This window comes from Mucilaginibacter kameinonensis, from assembly GCF_003675385.1.
In the GTDB taxonomy this organism is placed as follows: Bacteria; Bacteroidota; Bacteroidia; order Sphingobacteriales; family Sphingobacteriaceae; genus Mucilaginibacter; species Mucilaginibacter kameinonensis.
This window is the reverse complement of sequence record NZ_RCWZ01000003.1, coordinates 1091857-1111403: the sequence shown is the minus strand read 5'-3', so window position 1 is coordinate 1111403 and position 19547 is coordinate 1091857. Positions and strand designations below refer to the sequence as shown.

Annotated in this window: 16 protein-coding genes; 10 read left to right on the top strand and 6 right to left on the bottom strand. The window is 42.5% G+C overall.

All coding sequences use genetic code 11. The features are described 5' to 3' along the window. Window positions 1-30 precede the first annotated feature (30 nt). The 3 genes from EAH55_RS17845 to spt all read right to left on the bottom strand — a co-directional run bounded on the left by EAH55_RS17845 (window position 31) and on the right by spt (window position 3448). Window positions 31-1017, bottom strand: a complete 987-nt coding sequence (locus EAH55_RS17845) for an NAD-dependent epimerase/dehydratase family protein (RefSeq protein ID WP_121810812.1) — start codon at window positions 1015-1017, stop codon at window positions 31-33. Further along, a complete protein-coding gene (locus EAH55_RS17840; RefSeq protein WP_121810811.1) occupies window positions 1014-2132 on the bottom strand; it encodes a GNAT family N-acetyltransferase in 1119 nt (372 codons plus the stop codon). The genes EAH55_RS17845 and EAH55_RS17840 overlap by 4 nt, the downstream gene beginning before the upstream one ends. A gap of 107 nt (window positions 2133-2239) precedes the next feature. Then, window positions 2240-3448 carry a serine palmitoyltransferase gene (gene spt / locus EAH55_RS17835; protein ID WP_114940367.1) on the bottom strand — a complete coding sequence of 403 codons (1209 nt, stop codon included), beginning with the start codon at window positions 3446-3448 and terminating at the stop codon, window positions 2240-2242. Window positions 3449-3821: 373 nt separating this feature from the next. On the opposite strand from spt, the gene EAH55_RS17830 reads away from it, so the two are divergent. The 6 genes from EAH55_RS17830 to EAH55_RS17805 all read left to right on the top strand — a co-directional run bounded on the left by EAH55_RS17830 (window position 3822) and on the right by EAH55_RS17805 (window position 12089). Then, window positions 3822-5174, top strand: coding sequence for a TolC family protein (locus EAH55_RS17830; protein ID WP_121810810.1), 1353 nt, complete (start codon window positions 3822-3824; stop codon window positions 5172-5174). Window positions 5175-5229: 55 nt separating this feature from the next. Beyond that, the gene (locus EAH55_RS17825; protein WP_121810809.1) at window positions 5230-6405 is read left to right on the top strand and encodes an efflux RND transporter periplasmic adaptor subunit; all 1176 of its coding nucleotides are present in this window, start codon (window positions 5230-5232) and stop codon (window positions 6403-6405) included. Between the two features lie 71 nt (window positions 6406-6476). Further along, a complete protein-coding gene (locus EAH55_RS17820; RefSeq protein ID WP_112574163.1) occupies window positions 6477-9653 on the top strand; it encodes an efflux RND transporter permease subunit in 3177 nt (1058 codons plus the stop codon). Between the two features lie 403 nt (window positions 9654-10056). After that, complete coding sequence (locus EAH55_RS17815; protein ID WP_114940363.1) at window positions 10057-10629, top strand: hypothetical protein; 573 nt, start codon at window positions 10057-10059, stop codon at window positions 10627-10629. A 119-nt stretch (window positions 10630-10748) separates the two neighbouring features. Further along, window positions 10749-11315, top strand: coding sequence for a hypothetical protein (locus EAH55_RS17810; RefSeq protein ID WP_121810808.1), 567 nt, complete (start codon window positions 10749-10751; stop codon window positions 11313-11315). A 240-nt stretch (window positions 11316-11555) separates the two neighbouring features. Next, a complete protein-coding gene (locus EAH55_RS17805; protein ID WP_162996925.1) occupies window positions 11556-12089 on the top strand; it encodes a hypothetical protein in 534 nt (177 codons plus the stop codon). 168 nt (window positions 12090-12257) lie between these two features. Here the strand turns inward: EAH55_RS17805 and EAH55_RS17800 are convergent, their stop codons facing one another. Further along, the gene (locus EAH55_RS17800) at window positions 12258-13451 is read right to left on the bottom strand and encodes a pyridoxal phosphate-dependent aminotransferase (protein ID WP_208644874.1); all 1194 of its coding nucleotides are present in this window, start codon (window positions 13449-13451) and stop codon (window positions 12258-12260) included. Window positions 13452-13543: 92 nt separating this feature from the next. Here EAH55_RS17800 and EAH55_RS17795 point away from each other — a divergent pair, with 92 nt between their 5' ends. The 4 genes from EAH55_RS17795 to EAH55_RS17780 are packed head-to-tail and all read left to right on the top strand — an operon-like array spanning window position 13544 to window position 16829. Then, window positions 13544-14518, top strand: a complete 975-nt coding sequence (locus EAH55_RS17795) for a cation diffusion facilitator family transporter (RefSeq protein ID WP_112574159.1) — start codon at window positions 13544-13546, stop codon at window positions 14516-14518. Beyond that, on the top strand, window positions 14518-14958 hold the full coding sequence (locus EAH55_RS17790) for an NUDIX domain-containing protein (protein ID WP_121810806.1): 441 nt from the start codon (window positions 14518-14520) through the stop codon (window positions 14956-14958). Before EAH55_RS17795 ends, EAH55_RS17790 begins: the two co-directional genes overlap by 1 nt. Continuing rightward, window positions 14955-16220, top strand: coding sequence for an adenosylmethionine--8-amino-7-oxononanoate transaminase (gene bioA, locus EAH55_RS17785; protein ID WP_121810805.1), 1266 nt, complete (start codon window positions 14955-14957; stop codon window positions 16218-16220). Before EAH55_RS17790 ends, bioA begins: the two co-directional genes overlap by 4 nt. Window positions 16221-16223: 3 nt before the next feature. Next, a complete protein-coding gene (locus tag EAH55_RS17780; protein WP_208644873.1) occupies window positions 16224-16829 on the top strand; it encodes a hypothetical protein in 606 nt (201 codons plus the stop codon). Between the two features lie 111 nt (window positions 16830-16940). Here the strand turns inward: EAH55_RS17780 and EAH55_RS17775 are convergent, their stop codons facing one another. Together EAH55_RS17775 and EAH55_RS17770 are read right to left on the bottom strand one after the other, a co-directional pair. Continuing rightward, complete coding sequence (locus EAH55_RS17775; protein WP_121810804.1) at window positions 16941-18818, bottom strand: LTA synthase family protein; 1878 nt, start codon at window positions 18816-18818, stop codon at window positions 16941-16943. A 74-nt stretch (window positions 18819-18892) separates the two neighbouring features. After that, on the bottom strand, window positions 18893-19537 hold the full coding sequence (locus EAH55_RS17770) for a DUF4412 domain-containing protein (RefSeq protein ID WP_112574155.1): 645 nt from the start codon (window positions 19535-19537) through the stop codon (window positions 18893-18895). Window positions 19538-19547: the final 10 nt, after the last annotated feature.

Genomic DNA, 19547 nt, shown 5'->3' with positions numbered 1-19547 from the left:
ATGTAACTATTATTTATTAAAATTAAGTGGCTAAAGCCATTTGTTGGCTTTATACCATTTTAGCGTTTCGGCCACACCGTTTTGCAGATTGTATGAAGGATAAAAACCCAGGTCGGATTTTGCTGCTTCAATATCACAATTCCAGTTAATGGCGGTTAATTCATTAAGCTTTTCTATATTCAATACCGCAGCCTTGTTGCTCAAAGAACTTACTTTTTCGGCCACTGCGGCTATTATTTTCACAAAATTTACAGGCAGATGAAACTTTATTGTTTTTAGTTTCAGCACCTCTTTGGTAATGTTGCCTAACTCATAACGGTCGTAAAAATTACCATCGCTCAAGTTAAATGTCTTGTTATTACCACCATACAAAGCCTTGATACTTGCCTTGGCCAAATCTTTAACATATATAAAGCTTAGCTTTTGCGGGGTACTGCCAATGTATGGCTCAATGCCTTTTACTACCTGTTTAAAAAATATAAATATGCCCGTATCCCTTGGTCCGTAAACTGCGGTGGGCCTAAGTATGGTATAGTTTAGGCCGGTTACCGTTTTCAGTTTTTCTTCGGCAAGCAACTTGCTCCGGCCGTAAGCTGTAACGGGGTGCGGAGTGGTTGCTTCGGTTATGGTACCGGTTAGTGAATTAAGCGGCCCAACGGATGCCAGGCTGCCAATAAGTACAAACTTTTTCAGATCGGGGCAGGCTTCATGAGCTGCCGATGCGAGGTTATAAGTGTACGTAGCGTTAATGCGGTTATATTCGGCTTCGGAGCGGGCGCTGGTTACGCCGGCTGCGTGTATAATATAATCGGGCTTTATTTCCGCAAGTTGTTTACTTAATGTTTCCCTATTGTTAAATTCGGGGTAAATATATTGAATATCTAAATCGTTTAAGTGACTTATTTTACTACTTTTTCTGACGGCTATAAAAACCTCAAGATTGTTTTGTAAAGCCTCTTCAATTAAATGATATCCAACAAATCCGCTTGCACCGGTTATTAACACCCGTTCCCTCATATTGCTTTTTGATATAACCTGTATTTTTTATATGGATCGCCTTTAATGGCTTCAATAGCCCGGTTCACCATGTCGTTGTGTTCCAGTGTCCAGCCAGCTTCGGCATGGGCATAGCCTTTGGCTTTATATTCGCGAATAATGGTACCGTATAAACAGGCCTCGATACCCATTTTACGGTAATCTTCTATTACCCCCAAAGCATAAATACGGATGCCGGTAATAGCTTTTTTGCCAAATAATAATTTAAAGATACCGGTAGGCAAAAGGCGACCACGTTTTATGGTTTTGAAAATATCGTTGTAGTTAGGCAAGGCCAGGCCAAATGCCACTATTTTGCCATGTTGCTCGGCTACAATTGCAAAATCCGGATCAAGGATCAGCTTCAGATCTTTAGCCAGGTAGTCAAACTCTTCATCTGTAAGGGGAACAAAACCGGTGTTTTTATCCCAGGCCGAGTTGTATACTTCACGAAGCTTAGCTGCTTCTTCTTTGAAGTTTTTAAGGTTGATTTTGCGGATGATAATGTCGCTGCGTTTCAAACGCTCTTCAAGCGAGTTCAATAAACGCACCGATTTATCGTCATAAGCCTGTCCATCCCAGTGCCATGCAATCAGGTCAACATCTTTGGCAAAACCAAAATTTTCGACCAGATTGGCATAATAGGCAAAATTATAGGTGTTCATCAAGAATGGTGAACTGTCAAAGCCTTCAATTAACAAACCGCAAGGTTCATTGGTTGAAAAGTTGGTAGGGCCTAATAATTTGCCGGTAACACCTTTTTCTTTGAGCCATTTGGTAACGGTTTCAAAAAGCACATTGGATATTTTGGTATCATTGATGCAATCAAAAAAACCAAAAAAGCCATCGTTAACATGGCTGTATTCATTATGGCCGTTGTTAAGGATGGCAGCTATACGGCCAACTATTTTATTGCCGTCATAAGCTAAAAATGGCTGTACGGTGTTGTGTTTATGAAAGGGATGCTTGGTTAAAAGATCTCTTTGGGCAATAAATAATTCGGGAACGTAATAAGGATCGTCCTTGTACAGGTCGTGCGGAAAATCAATAAATGAAGCCAGTTCTTTTTTTGATTTAACCGTTACAATTGTAATCATGTGTGGTAAATGATTGAATTAAAGCAAATAGGTATGCCTTAAAATAATAATGTGCATTTAGCTTACCTTAAAATAAAAGTAGCTAAATGCACAATTAGAGTTCTTCATTATATTTTTTCTTTAACAGAAGCGTTTACACCAACTTCTTTAAAGGCTTTTGACAGTTTTTCAACAGCTTCGTCAATTTGCTCAAAGGTATGGGTAGCCATTAATGAGAAACGAAGCAATGATGAATCGGAAGGAACGGCAGGGGATACAACCGGGTTAACAAATACACCAGAAGCTTGCAGGTGTTTGGTAACCGCGAAAGTTTTTTCGTTATCACGAACGTAGATCGGCAAAATAGGACTTTCGGTTGGGCCAAGGTCAAAACCTTCTTCCAATAAAAGCTTCATGGCATAATTGGTATTATCCCATAATTTTTCAATACGCTCTGGTTCCGATTCAATGATATCTAACGCTGCAATTACACTGGCTACAGAGCCTGGAGGCATACTTGCGCTAAACATCAATGAACGTGCACGGTGTTTTATATAATCAATAGTATCCTGGTCGCTGGCAATGAAACCACCTAATGAGGCTAATGATTTACTGAAAGTACCCATGATCAGGTCAACTTCATTGGTTAAGTTAAAGTGTGAGGCAGTACCTGCACCTTTATCACCAATCACGCCGAGGCTGTGCGCATCGTCAACCATGATGTTGGCGCCGTAAGTATCAGCAAGCTCAACAATTTTAGGCAATTTAACGATATCGCCTTCCATGCTGAAAATACCGTCAACGGCAATAATCTTCACGGCATCTTCAGGAAGTATGCTTAATTTGCGCTCAAGATCGGCCATATCATTATGGGCATACTTGATCACTTTTGAAAACGACAGGCGGCTGCCGTCAATGATGCAGGCGTGGTCATACTCATCAAGTATGATATAGTCATTACGACCGGTAACGCACGAAAGTACACCAAGGTTTACCTGGTAACCTGTGCTGAATAAAACAGTGGCTTCTTTACCTACATAGTTAGCCAGCCTGTTTTCAAGCTCAATGTGAATATCAAGTGTACCGTTCAAAAAACGTGAACCGGCACAACCTGTACCATATTTGTCAATTGCTTTTTTTGAAGCTTCTTTGATTTTTGGATGATTAGTAAGGCCTAAGTATGAGTTAGAACCAAACATTAATACCCGCTTGTTGTCAATAATTACCTCAGTGTCTTGTGCAGACTCAATAGGCCTGAAATAAGGATATAACCCTCGTTCACGTAGCATGTTGGCCACTTGAAACTGAGCGATCTTCCCATGTAGTTTTTTAACCATGTATATTAACTCTGCTTAAATTTTGTGTAAAAATACCATGAATAAGCATATAACTTATACGGTGTGTGTAAATTTTTTTAAAATAATGCCTATTAACGTATCAATACTACTTAAGAAGCACACAAATTCTTACAAGGCAAATTAATTAATTTTTTTATTTATATCAGGCCTATTATTTTCATTTTTTTGTAAAAAGCCCAAAAAGCTTACACTATCCCGAGTTTTTGTAAAATTTTAGGTAAAATTCTTGTTCCTGATTTTAATTTAGTAATATTAATTACATATTCGCATTCCTTCGTATAAATCCTGTACAAATTATAAAACTTTTCTTTATGATTTTTGCTTGATATACACTGTTATCTATAGCTACCGTATGAAAAAAAACAAGTACTTCCTTGCAATTCTTGTACTTAATTTAACATTTAATTTACATAGCAATAGTTATGCCCAAACAGCCGCCGACAGCATAAGTGGTCCGGTTACGCTGAAACAGGCTATTGACTTTGCTTTACGTAACCAGCCAACCGTAAGGCAGGCCTCCATTGATGAGCAAATTAATGAACGCGATATCAAAATTGGACTTTCGGCCTGGTTGCCGCAGGTAAACGGATCTGGGCTTTATAACTACTATTATAAAGGTAGTCCACAGGCTGGTGCATCCGGCGCAAATATCCCAAGTAATGCGGGCAGCATCCGTAACCTTTCAACTTTAGGGGTTACGGCCTCACAGGTTTTGTATAATAACGATGTGTTCCTGGCGTCAAGGGCAAAAAAATATTCGCGCGAGTATTATAAACAAAACACGTTGAGCAGCCAGATTGATGTAGTGAGCGACGTAAGTAAAGCCTTCTTTGATGTTTTACTTTCTGAAAAACAGCTTGACATTACCAACGAGGATATCATCAGGCTGCAAAGAAGTTTAAAGGATGCCAAAAGCAGGTATACAGCCGGTGTATCCGATCCTACAGATTACAAGCAGGCTACCATCTCATTAAATAATTCGTTAGCTACCCGCAAACAAACCGAGGAAGCTATTAAAAGCAAAACGGCTTTGCTAAAGCAGATCATGGGCGTGGGGGCGGCTGCACAGCTAAACCTTTCTTATGACTCTACGCGGTATGAGCAGGAAGCAAGTATTGATACCCTGCAACAGCTTAACATCAATAACCGCATCGAATACCGTTTGCTTGAAACAAGCAAGGCGCTCAATAACCTTAATGTAAACTATTATCGCTTTGGCTTTTTGCCTTCATTGTCGGCAGTAGGCAGCTATCAGCATGCATATTTCAGTCATGATTTTAGTGATCTGTATAACAATTCGTTCCCTACAGGCTATGTTGGTTTGACCTTAGCCGTGCCAATTTTCCAGGGAACTAAACGCCTGCAAAACCTGGCCAAGGCTAAGTTGCAGGTTGAACGTACCGATCTGGATTTGATCAATACCAAAAACTCCATTTTTACAGAGTATACCCAGGCATTAGCGGCATATAAAAGCAATTATACCAGCTATCAGCTCATTCGCGAAAATGTGAACCTTGCAAAAGATGTATATAAGGTAGTAAGTCTGCAGTACCGTGAAGGGGTGAAAACTTACCTGGACGTGATTGTATCGCAGGCCGACCTTCGTACCGCCGAACTGAGCTATTATAATGCACTGTTTAATTTGCTCAGCAGCAAAATTGATCTGGAGAAGGCATTGGGGATATTGCCTGTTCAGCAACCGTAAATCATCGTCATAAAAAACAAAAAACTACAGCAACTCAACGAACAACCTATTCTACATGAAACATACATATATATATTGGTTAGCCCCTGCAGCACTTTTAACATGGGCATCATGCGGTAAACCTCAAAAAGGCGGACCGGCCGCCATGCCTCCAACCCCGGTATACCTTGCCGAAGCTAAAACAGCCGAAGCGGTGTACTATGATAAATATCAGGGTATTGTGGTTTCGGTAAACACAGTTGAACTACGCAGCCAGGTTCCTGGTTTTGTAACCGGCATCTTTTTTAAAGAGGGTGACATTGTGCAAAAAGGCAAAGTATTGTATGAAATAGACAAACGCAAATACCAGGCGGCTTATGATCAGGCTAAGGCCAACGTATTAAGCGCCGAAGCTAACCTGGTTAAAGCGCAAAAAGATATAGACAGGTATAACATGCTCCTCAAGAGCGACGCGATTGCCCGTCAAACGGTTGATCAGGCACAGGCCACTTATGAAACCAGTAAAGCCCAGGTTGCTGTAGCCAAAGCCGCGCTTGAGTCGTCCCGTACCGATTTGTCGTACGCTACCATTACGGCACCTTTCACAGGTCGCATTGGTATTTCGCAGGTAAGGCTGGGTACGCAGGTATCTACAGGCACTACTTTATTGAACACCATATCTGCAGAGCATCCTATCGGTGTGGATGTTGTGATCAATGAGCAGGACATCAATCGCTTTTATAATCTGCAAAAATCAAGCACCGACAGTACATTTAAATTGGTACTGCCCGATGGAAGTAAATACGCAAAAGCGGGTAAGGTGCTGGCGATTGACAGGGGGGTGAATAATCAAACCGGTAGTATTAAGGTAAGGATCCAGTTCCCGAATGAGGATGATGTGCTGAAGGATGGTATGAGCTGTGTTTTGCAGGTGCTGAACAGTCAGTCGGGCAATAGGGTACAAATTCCGTTTAAGGCAGTAACCGAGCAGATGGGCGAGTTCTTTGTTTTCTCGACGAGGGATACCGTTGTTAAAGATACCGCGGCCGATAAAACAGTTAAGGACAGGCGCGATACTATTGCGAAACAAGTGAAGGTGAAATTAGGGCCGCGTATTAATAGCGATGTTGTGGTATTGGATGGTATTAAACAAGGTGATAAGGTAATTACCGATGGTTTCCAGCGTTTGCGCGATGGGGGCAGGGTAACTGCCGGATCAGCAGCACCGGCCGGAGCGGCTCCTAAAAAATAATTTTATACCGAAGGAATAAACTTAAGCTGAACAAGGGCACATCTACCCTGGAAACTTAATATAAAGAAAGAATGATCGCAGATACTTTTATAAAACGACCGGTTACCGCCATTGTAATATCATTAGTGATATTAATAGTGGGTATCCTGTCAATTACCAGCCTGCCGATAGGCCAGTACCCCGATATTACCCCGCCAACCGTTTCGGTTAGTGGTACCTATACCGGTGCCGATGCTTTAACCGTTGAACAAACCGTAGCCACTCCGGTTGAGGTACAGGTAAATGGTGTACCGGGCATGACCTACCTGCAAAGTAACAGCAGTAGTAACGGGCAGATGAGTATGACCGTTAACTTTGACGTTGGTACAGATATTAACATTGCCGCGCTTGATGTGCAGAACCGTGTGGGGATTGCCCTGCCTACTTTGCCGCAGGAGGTACAGCGTTTAGGTATGGTGGTACGTAAACGTAACCCAAGTATCCTGATGCTGGTGGCCATGTTTAGCCCAAAAGGCACACATGATGTTACTTTTACTGATAACTATACCAACGTATTTATAAAGGACGCTATTTTGCGTACCAAAGGTGTGGGTGACGTTGTTACCCGTGCCGACGACTTCAGTATGCGTATTTGGCTTAACCCGGATAAGCTTGCTGCCTTAGGCATGAGTGCGGCCGACGTAACCACCGCCCTGCAGGAACAGAACGCGCAGGTTGCGGCCGGTACAGTGGGTGCTACACCTCAGCTAAAAGGACAAACGTTTGAATATTCGGTAATTGTAAAAGGCCGTTTAGAGAAACCGGAAGAATTTGGCAATGTGGTGATCAAGACCCAGCCTAATAACGGCGGCATTGTACACCTTAAAGACGTTGCCCGTATAGATCTGGGTAAATTCAACTATTCAGGTAACTCATTTGTTGATGGTAAAAGGGCTTCTTACCTACTAGTTTACCAGGCTCCTAACAGTAACTCACTTGAGACTGCGGATAACGTATACGCTACCATGAACGAGCTTAAAAAGAGCTTCCCTACAGATATTGACTACGTGGTACCATTTGAAGCAGTAACTGTGGTGAAGGTATCTGTAAGCGAGGTGATTGATACATTGGTTATTGCGTTGGCACTGGTTATTTTGGTAGTATTCCTGTTTTTACAAAGCTGGCGTACCACACTTATCCCGGTACTGGCTATCCCGGTATCTATTATTGGTACGTTCATCTTTTTTATCCCGCTCAACTTTACTATCAATACGCTAACGTTGTTTGGTTTCGTATTGGCTATTGGTATTGTGGTGGATGATGCCATTGTGGTGGTGGAAGCCGTACAGCATTATATGGACGAGGAGGGGATGACACCCAAGGAAGCCACACAACACGCTATGGCCGATATATCCGCGCCGGTAATAGCTATCGCCCTGATCCTGGCGGCGGTGTTTGTGCCGGTAGGGTTTGTGCCGGGTATAGTAGGGCGATTGTATCAACAGTTTGCTATCACCATTGCTATATCAGTATTGATTTCGGCTTTTGTGGCGCTTTCATTAACACCTGCGTTGTGTACGCTGTTATTAAAACCGCACAAGATAGACGAAAACTCAGGTGGACTTAATAAGTTCTTTTTTAAGTTCAATAACTGGTTTACACGTGTAACAGGCAGATACCGTAATACGGTTGATAAGAGCATCAAAAATTCAAAATACATTATCATTTTGCTGGTATGTATTATCATAGGAGCGATTTTACTATTCAGAAGTAAACCGTCAGGCTTTATTCCGCTGGAGGATGATGGTCGTGTATACATCACATTTGATCTCCCCGAAGCATCATCAACGGGCAGAACAGTGGACGTACTGGGCCGAATGATGAAAACGCTTGATAGTGTACCCGAAATTGCGCACTACGCGGCTTTGGGCGGTTTGAACGCTATCAGTTTTGCAAGTAAATCAAACAGTGCTACCATATTCGTGCAGCTTAAACCCTGGGATGAGCGTAAAGAAAAGTCACAGCAAATAACGGCCCTTGTTGCCCGATTAAACCAAAAGCTGAGCAAATACAAAGAGGCCAACGTAGTGGTGATCCAACCACCGGCAATCCCAGGTTTGGGTAGTACAGGTGGTTTCTCGTTCATATTGGAAGAAAAACAAGCCGGCGGGGATATCAAGGTGTTTGAAAAAACGCTTCGTACATTCCTGGGGGCTATCAATCAGCGTAAAGAAATTGCAAGGGCGTTCTCGTTTTTCACAGCAAGTACCCCAGCATATCAGTTAACTATAGACCGTGAGAAGTCCAAAAAGCTTGGCGTAGCTATATCTGACGTGAACAACGCGCTGCAAACCTATTTGGGTAGTACCTATATTAACGACTTTACCATTTATGGGCGTAATTTCAGGGTAGTGGCCCAGGCCGATACCAGTTACCGTACCAATGTGCAAAACATCGGTCAGTATTTTGTGCGCAATACCGCCGGAGCTATGGTTCCGTTAAGTACCCTTACATCGTATAAGGTAATTGAAAATTCTCCGTTGATATCGCACTATAACCTGTTCCGTTCGGCTGAGATTAACGGTAGTACTAAGCCGGGTTATAGTAGTGGTGACGCTATTACCGCGCTGAAAGAAACAGCTGCACAGGTATTACCGCAAGGCTATGGTTACGAGTTTTCGGGTTTAAGCCGTGAGGAGTTATTATCCGGTTCAAAAACCGTATATATTTTCGCGTTGTCAATTGGGTTCGTATTCCTGTTCCTGGCTGCATTGTATGAAAGCTGGTCTGTGCCGTTCTCTGTATTATTATCGGTACCATTGGGTGCATTTGGGGCGATATTGTTCCTTACGTTCTGGCCAGACCTTACCAATAACGTTTACGCGCAAATTGGTCTGATAACGCTGATAGGTTTGGCGGCGAAGAACGCCATTCTGATTGTGGAGTTTGCCAAGGAACGTGTCGACGCCGGGATGGAGCTGGAGAAAGCAACCCTTGAGGCGGTAAGGCTTCGTTTAAGGCCAATCATCATGACCTCGATGGCCTTTATATTAGGTGTAGTACCATTGATGATTGCATCGGGCGCCGGTGCTGAAGCCCGTAAAACCATAGGTTGGACGGTATTTGGGGGGATGCTCACCGCTACATCATTAGCGATATTTATAGTGCCGGTTTTATTTTACCTGATCACCAAAATGGCTTATGGTAAAGAAAAACTTGCCGAGCTTGAAAAAAATTACGACCCTAAAAAGCACGGTCCTGAAGCTTAATAACATTGTTTGAATTTTGTAAAAAGAGAGGCGCGCGCCTCTCTTTTTTTGTTTTAATGCAGTTTTGGTATGCCATTCACGATTGATGAAATGATGTTTATCGTCACCAAATTTCGTGTTTGCATACACTTTTGCATTGTAAGCAGGGCAGTTTTTAACAAGATTTTTACTCAGGCAGATACACTTTTCCAGTGCGCGAATATGTGTTATGTCTCCTTAAAATGATGCTGATTTTCAATTACTAAGGTTGTAGTTATTGGATAAAATACGGTTGTTTTAATAGTTAAACTAATATTGGCAAAGGCAAACTGTTCCAACAATGGCAAAGTATTTGTTAAGATGGGGTTAATACAATGAAAAATTAAGATTTAACCATTGTAGAATTGACTAAAAAAACACAACTATGAAAACAATGACTAAAATGATAGCTTCGGCATTTACAGCAGTAGCTATTTTTATCGGAACAAATGTAAAAGCTCAAACAACACCCGCTAATGCCCTCCGTTTTGGAGTTGGCCTTGAAGCAGGTATCCCTACAGGTAACGCGCATGACATCTCAAAATTTGAATTAGGCGGTACCGCCCGTTTACAATACGGCGTGAGCAATGATTTGGCCCTTACACTTACCTCTGGTTACTACAATTTCTTCGGTAAAACTTATACCTCGTCTTTTTCTGATAATACCTCAACAACTACCGTAACTGTTAAAGGCAGATCGTTGGGTATGATCCCGGTTAAAGCTGGTATTAAAGCCTTTGTTGGTGATGGCTTTTACTTTGCCGGTGAAGTTGGTGCCGGTTTTGAAGTACACGAACCTGTTGCCGGAGCCGAGAAAAATACCAAGCTGATCCTTGCTCCTGGTATCGGTTATGCTACCAAATCATGGGATATCGGCGTTCGTTATGAAAACTTCTCAGGCCAGAGCAATAACTATGGTTTAGTAGGCTTGCGTTTAGCTTATGGCTTTGGTTTGTAAGCCAAGCAATAAAAACTGTTACAAAAGCCCTCTGTTTATGTATAACAGGGGGCTTTTATTTTTTTATACATTTGCCACCCCGTTAACAAAAAGTTAACAGGAGTTTAAATTACAGCTATATGAAAAATACAATTACAAAAGTTATAACCGGTGTATCGGTTGTTCTTGCATTGTTTACTGCCAAAAATGTTAATGCCCAAACCACATCGGCCGACAAATGGCGTTTAGGGATCGGACTTGAGGTAGGCAGGCCAATTGGAAACGCACATGACATTTCAAATTTTGAATTAGGCGGTACAGCCCGTTTGCAATATAGTTTAAGCAATAGTACTGCTTTAACGCTTACCTCTGGCTATTATAACATGTTTGGTAAAAACATTACCGTTCTTGACGCAAATGCAGCAGGAACTACGGTAAAATCTAAAGATCTGGGCATTATCCCTGTAAAGCTTGGCATAAAATCATTCCTGGCTCACAGGCTTTACTTCGGAGCTGAAGCCGGTGCAGGTTTTGAAACTACTTCTCTTTATGGCGATGGCAGCAAGGATACTAAGCTTATCCTATCGCCAACTATTGGTTATGCTACCAAGATCATTGATTTAGGCTTGCGTTATGAAGGCTTTTTCGGGCAAGGTAATAGCTACGGCTTAATTGGCTTGCGCATAGCTTACGGTTTCGGTTTGTAAATAGAACTGAACCCTGATTTTTAGGATTTGGGGATTACCTTGATTTTAGATAAAAGCGAATAGTTTCGGGTAATGCCAGTTTAATTTAACAACGAACCCCATGCCAATGGCACGGGGTTCGTTGTTTTTAACACTTTTTATATTTCATTAGTTAAGGTTTGTTAAACAGGCAGAGTTCATGAACTAATAATTAAGGAGTGCCGTTCATAAGGCATTAATCACACACTTAACTTAACCTTTATGAACACACAGATCAAAATCGTTTCTGCAATTGTTAGCTTCTTATTGTTAATGACCGGGCAACTGGTAAAAGCCCAAAAAACATCGGCGGGCGAAACACGCTTTGGTGTGGCCTTTGAAACCGGCTTGCCAACCGGCCCAAGTGCAAAAGAGTACAAGCTTTCCTTAGGTGGTACCGGAACCATCCAGTATGGAGTGAATAATCACCTGGCCTTAACATTTACATCCGGCTATTACAATTTTTTGTCGAAGACATTAGGTACGCCTTTTGCCCCTTACAAACGGGCTAATCTGCAAATAGTACCTATAAAAGTAGGCGCTAAAGTGTTTTTTTACGATGGATTTTATGCCGCTGGAGAAACCGGGATGGCTATTGAAGCTGTATCCGGCGGTGGAAGGAAATTTATTTTAGCCCCTGCATTAGGATACGCCACAAAGCAGCTTGATGTAAGCGTACGCTATGAAAACCTGTTAGGCGGGTTGGAAAATTATGGTTTAGTAGGGCTGCACACCGCCTACGGCTTTAAGCTTTAATCCCAAATGCAAAAAATCTCCTTGCCATCGGCAAGGAGATTTTTTTTGAAGTATGATTGTCTGAACTCGAATTAGATGAATTAAATGAATTTATCGAGTTTGCTGAGCATTTCTGTTTATTTTTTAATTCTATAAATTCCGGTTCAGACAAAATTAATCCGGTGCATATTAAGAAAGTTTACCCAAGGCTTCTTTCAATCTCCTCATAGCTTCAATCAGCTTATCTTCGGCAGCTGCGTATGATAAACGGATAGAAGACGGATCGCCGAATGAATCACCACCTACAGTGGCTACGTGGCCTTCTTCAAGCAGGTATAAGCTCAGGTCATCTGAATCATTGATTACACGACCTTCATAGCTTTTTCCAAAGAACGAAGTTACGTTAGGGAAAAAGTAGAACGCACCATCTGGCAGGTTCACGTTAACACCATCGATTTCGCTTAGTAATTTGTAAACGGTATCGCGGCGTTTTTTGAATTCGGCACGCATCTCCAATACGCTTTCCAAACCACCTTCATAAGCGGCAACACCTGCACGCTGGGTGATAGAACAAGTACCTGAAGTTACCTGGCCCTGCATTTTATCAAAGGCAGCGGCAAGTTCTTTAGTGCTGGCAGTATAGCCAATTCTCCAGCCGGTCATGGCAAAAGCCTTAGACCAGCCGTTGATGATCACAACGCGATCTTTAATATAATCAAACTGGGCGATAGATTCGTGTTTGTCAACAAAGTTGATGTGCTCGTAAATTTCGTCGCTCAGGATGTAAACCTGTGGATATTTTTCAAATACTTTAGCCAAACCCTCCAGCTCATCTTTGCTGTAAACACTACCTGTAGGGTTACATGGCGATGAAAACATGAACAGCTTGGTATTTGGAGTAATAGCAGCCTCTAATTGCTCTGGGGTAATTTTAAAATTGGTATCAACGGTAGTGTTGATGAAAACGCTTTTACCTTCGGCCAATTTAACCACTTCACTGTATGACACCCAGTAAGGGGTAGGGATGATCACCTCTTCGCCGGGATTAACCAAACATAATACCGCGTTAGCGATAGCCTGCTTAGCACCTGTTGATACAACGATATCGCCAAAATCATAGTCAAGATTGTTCTCGTTCTTCAGCTTGGCAACTACGGCTTTACGAAGTTCAGGGTAGCCTGCTACGGGTGTGTAGTAGGTGAAGTTCTTGTCCATAGCCTGCTTTGCAGCTTCCTTGATGTGTTCAGGAGTATGAAAATCAGGTTCGCCAAAGCTAAGGCTAATCACGTCGACACCTTTAGCGGCAAGTTCACGGCCCAGTTTGGCCATTTTAATTGTTGCAGATTCGGACAGGTTTTGTATCCGGGTACTTAATGCGCTCATATAAATTATGTTATCGCGGCAAATATAGAAAATAACTTTACTGCTACTTACGCTTGTTATTTTTTAAATTTGCGGCCTAATACCACCTTGCTTTGAATCAACAAAAAAGGATCATATTAATTTCGCTGATAACGGGGATTGTGCTGATGCTGGCGAAATTTGGCGCATACTTTCTAACAGCCTCCAACTTTGTATTAACCGACGCCGCCGAAAGCATTGTAAACGTTATTGCAAGCTCCTTCGCTTTTTACAGTATTTATCTCTCGGCCCTGCCGCGTGACGAAAATCACCCTTACGGGCACGGTAAGGTGGAGTTTTTCTCTGTTTTTATTGAGGGCGCACTTATCGGTATTGCCGGATGTGTCATCATCGTAAAATCGGTTTATAGCTTTTTCTTCCCTAATATCATCCATGACCTATTTACCGGTGCTATTATTATAGGTATCACAGGTGCGGTTAATGGCGCACTGGGTTATTATATGATCCGTAAAGGAAAAGAGCTTCGCTCAATGACGCTTGATGCTGATGGCCGCCATTTGCTTGCCGATACGGTTACCAGTGGTGGTTTGGTGGTTGGTTTATTATTGATTGAGTTTACAGGGATCTTATGGCTCGATAGCGCGCTATCCATACTGGTAGGTTTATACATAGTATACAGTAGCTATAAGCTGGTGCGTAAATCGGTAGGTGGGTTGATGGATGAAGCCGATTTTCAGGTGGTGACAGATATCATTAACGTTTTAAGCGAAAAACGACGCGAGGCCTGGATAGATGTACACAATCTTCGTGCGCAGAAATATGGCCACGAATTACATATCGATTGTCACATGACCTTGCCAAGCTATTTCGACCTGAACACGGTACATACCGAGATCTCGCTGGTGGATAAGATGATTAATAAGGATATGGGTATTAAAACAGAACTTTTTATCCATGCCGATCCTTGTTTGCCCGATTGCTGCCACTACTGCAGTATGCCCAATTGCCCTATCCGGTCGGAAGCACAAACAGAAACCATAGCCTGGACGCTGGAAAAAGTTGTACGTAACAAAAAACACTTTGAATAATGGAATACTTTAATGTGAGGGTTTACGGCCTGTTGTTAAATGATGAAGACGAATTGCTGATAAGCGATGAGCAGGAGTATGGCATTCGTTTTTCAAAATTTCCGGGCGGAGGCCTTGAACTTGGCGAAGGCCTGATTGATGGGCTTAAACGCGAGTTTATGGAAGAATGTAACCTGGAAATTGAAGTGGTTAGTCATTTTTACACTACCGATTTTGCGGTAAAATCGGCTTTCAACAATTCGCAGATCATCAGCGTGTATTATATGGTGAGAAGCCTTACCCCGGTTAATTTAAATATTAAAACTGTAGCGTTTGATTTTGATGGGGAAGGAGAAGTATTGCAGGCTTTCAGGTGGGTACCGCTCACCGCTTTAAGCACGGCCGATTTCGAATTTCCGACAGATAAACGGGTGGTTGAACTTTTACAAAACGAACTATGAACCTTACCGAAAGGGATTTACAAGTAATATGGCACCCTTACACCCAAATGAAAACCGCCCAGCCGCCGATAGGTATTGTGCGGGGAGAAGGGGCGTTGCTATTTGATGAAGAAGGAAAGCAATATATAGACGCGGTATCGTCATGGTGGGTAAACATCCACGGTCATGCTCATCCCTACATTGCAAAAAAAGTATCAGAACAGCTTCATAAGCTGGAGCACGTAATATTCGCGGGATTTACCCATGAAGGCGCTGTTGAACTGGCCGAACGGTTATTGGCCATTTTGCCTACAAATCAAACGAAAGCGTTTTACTCAGATAACGGTTCAACCGCAGTTGAGGTAGCCATAAAAATGTGCCTGCAATACTGGCTTAACGAAGGCGATCAGCGTACTAAAATTATCGCTTTTAATAACGCCTATCACGGTGATACCTTCGGCGCTATGGCCGTAAGTGGTAGAAGTGCATTTACCAAAGCTTTTGATAGTTTATTATTTGAAGTTGAATTCATCGATATACCTAACAAAGAGAATATCGAAAGTCTCAAATCTCAAATCTCAGATCTCAAATCTCAAACCGCTTGCTTTATTTTTGAGCCATTGGTACAGGGCTCGGCAGGGATGATCATGTATGAGGCCGAATACTTAAATGAGCTGATGGCGCATTGCCGCGGGGAGCAGGTAATGCTGATTGCTGATGAGGTATTTACTGGTTTCGGGCGTACAGGCAAGCCTTTTGCTACAAATCATGTGGAGGTAGAGCCGGATATTATGTGTTTTTCTAAAGGGCTTACTGGCGGTACCATGGCCCTTGGTTTAACAACTTGTACGCAGCAAATTTATGATGCCTTTTTATCTGACAATAAACTGAAAACCCTTTTTCACGGGCATTCATTTACAGCTAATCCGATAGCTTGTGCTTCGGCACTGGCCAGCCTTGACCTGTTTCAACAGCCCGAAACGGCAGAGAACATTGCCAGGATCAAAGCTGCCCATAAGGTCTTTGCCGACAGGATTCGCAATCACCCTAAAGTAAAAACCATAAGGCAAACGGGCACCATAGTGGCTATGGAGTGGGAAACCGGCGATAATACATCGTACTTTAGTTCACTTAGGGATAAGCTATACCATTATTTTTTGACTGCGGGGATCATATTGCGCCCGTTAGGGAACGTTATTTATATTTTACCGCCATATTGCACTACTAATGAGCAACTCAATTATGTTTACAGCAAAATTGAGCAAGCTCTTGAAGAACTATAAATTATGCTGAACAAAATACTACCTACCATAATAGCCGATAATCAACTGCATTCTCGCTGGTTAAACACATTGTCATTAATGGAAAATACCGGCGCGCGCAAGATCTCGGCCAGCGAAGATCCGCTTACTGTTACTTACATTATATTAAAGCACGCTGCCGAAGAGCACCGTCATGCTTTCTACCTGAAAAAACAGCTTGAAAAAACAGGCGTAACCTTGCCAACCTATGCCGCGGAATATTTGTTGGCCCCGGGTTCAAGCAAGTATTATTTAAACCAACTGGATGTTGACGTTTGCCGCTATTTAAAAAACGAGCTTAACCTTAAAGGTGCCGAACTCCGTTTTGCGGCTTACCTGTTGGTTACTTATGCTATTGAAGTGCGTGCCGATGAACTTTACCCTATTTACCAGGATGCCCTTGACGAAGCAGGCAGCAAAGTGAACGTGAAATCGATCATTTTAGAAGAAGAAGGCCACCTGGAAGAGATGATCAACCAGTTACAGCATTTCTCACCGCAATGGGAGCTACACGCCCAAAAAGCAGTTGAATTTGAAACCAAATTGTTTAATCAATGGGTTGAGCAGTTGGGGAAAGAACTGGCCTTGTAAGGAATAAAAAATATGTCATTGCGAGCGAAGCGTGGCAATCGCACGGAAGCAGAGCGGCTCTGTATAACATGCGATTGCCACGCTTCGCTCGCAATGACATGAGAATAAACCTCAATAACTCATATACTCTGTAAACACCTGCTGCAAATAAGCCTTACCATAGGCAAGTGCAGCTTCGGTGGTTTTGTCATCTGCGTTACGGTTGTTGTTATATATCATGGTGCGACCGGCGTTGTCATAGGATACGGTTTGCCCGTGTTGCATAAAACCGAAACCATTATCCCAATCAAAAAAAGCAAATGCTTTACTGTTAGGATTCAGTAAATCTTTCGACCATTTAAATTGGCTATGCGGGATACCCAATTGCGACAGCAGGGTGGCGGCGACATCGGTTTGTCCGCCCAATTTGCTGATCTTTTTGCCGCGGTATTCGGGTTTTATCACATCGCCAAAAAACAATAGCGGGATGTGGTACTTAGCGGGGTCATAAGCTTCGGCGGTATTACGGGGCAGGCGGTGACCGTGATCGGCTACTAAAATGAACAATGTATTTTTATACCACCTTTGCTTTTTAGCATGCTCAAAATAAGCGTTCAGGCATGAGTCGGTAAAGTAGGCTGTACTGCGGAATTTGTTGGCTGGATCGCCATTAGCATCGTCTGCGAAATGATGTTTTACCGGTAAAGTGAATGGCTCATGGTTGGATGAGGTTTGCACATAATTAAAAAAGGGCTGTTTCTGCCCGGCCGAATATTGCAGGTTGCGCATAAGCAGGTCATCGTCATAAACACCCCATTGTGTTTTTATGTGACTATTATCGAAGCTGGCCTCGTCAATAATATGATTGATATTGTGCGAGGTCATGAACTTATCAAAATTCATGTAATTGCTTTTGCCACCATAAAAGTATGCGGTTTCATAGCCTGCATCTTTAAATGATACAGATATGGCTGGAAGCTTTTTATGTTTAACGGTATCGCTGATAATGGTGCGGATGGCCTGTGACGGGAAGCCGCTCATAAGGGCTATAATACCTTTATCAGTACGATCGCCGGAGGCGTAAATGTTGTTGAAGAACAGGCCGTTTTTTATGAACTTTTCAAAGTTGGGCGCTACGCCTTTGTCGCCGCCTAATGATTCAATGACATCGGCTGTATAGCTTTCCATTTGTATAATTACCACATTGGGCCTGCTGGTGGTAAGGATCTGCTCGGTGGCGTTATCCTTAACATGGTATAACTCATCAACGGTTTTTTCAGCCTCGTCCGGATGGTCGTAAAGGTAAGGGTTATAAAGCGGGCGCAGATTTTCAAATACGTTGTTAAACAGGTTCCACTCCGTATTCAAGGCGCTTTGGTTCAGGATCTGTTTTTCGGAAAAATAGGCTGAGTTCTGGCTTACGGGTTTAGCTTGCAGGCCGCCACGCATCAGCACAAAGTTTACAAACACCAGTAGTGTAGTTAACGAAACCTTGAGGCTTGGCCGGGCGTCGGGTTTTTTAAACCGGTAGTTGATGATCAAATGCGATAGCACAATGCCTGTAGTAAGTAAGGCCATGCCAATGAAAATACATTTACCAACCGGCGATGAACCGCTTGAGGCAATGGCTTCAGACGGGGCATGATAAAATGAAGTGAACACCCTGAAGCTAACCTTAGTGCCCCATTCGCGGAAAATATTGAAGTTAAGTACCGTATTTAACGAAATGCAGAACAGGCAAAACCAAACATAAACCTTTAGCCAGATAGGTTTTACCTCTACTTTTGGAATAAACCAATTGATGATGAATACAAGGATGGGAATAATACAGATATATGCCGTAGCCGAAGCGTCAAGCCTTAAGCCCCAGAAAAAAGTTTGCAGGATTTCGCCTATGTGGGCATCGTTAAGCTTATGCAGAAAATAGATCTCAAATGTAGCCCTCGTGATAGCGAAGAAGACGATCCAGAAGACAAAAAATCTGAAGAAGCTGAAAAGGTTCCTTAACATTGGTGTAACAAAAATAATATTTTGCTACAATGTTAAGGAACCTTTAATGAATTGTTAATGAAATATTTTTTCGATTACCTGCCGCCGCTCATTGCTTTCAGGTCATCCAGGGTGATCTTTTCAAAGTCAGCAGGGATGCCAAATGTACCGGCAGGGTTTTTTTGTTCGGTGATGCTTTTAACAGTAACCTCGGTACTTTGACCTTGTGAAAATGAAGTATACTGAACCGGGAAACCGCCAACGTTGCGGTAATATTTAGCGATACCAGTGGTTGGTAAAGTAACATCGTTAGTTACCCAAACATCATAGGTTTTGTTGGTTTTGGTATCAGTAGCAACTACTTTTTTGCAGTTGAAGCCTGAAATTACTTTGGTTTCGGTACCCGGAGCAAATGTTAGTGTTGGCAAGGTAGCCAAAGCCTGATCAACCTCGTCAGGAGTTGCGATGGCCGCTTTTTTAATTGAAGCCACCGGCACGTCAACCAAAACAGCTAAAGATTTGCCATCGGCATCGGTTAATATTTTAATAGTAGCCGGACCGGTAGTAAATTGCATAGCTGCAGAATCGGCACGGAAATAACTTTTCGCTTCAACCTGTTGTCCCTGCATTGCCGTAGAAATAGTTATCACACCCTCTTTGTAAGCTTTTTGGGCGTTAGCACTGATTGCTGTTGCGGTAAGGGCAAGGCCTAAGGCAACGTTGAAAATTTTAATGTTCATGTTTTGAGTT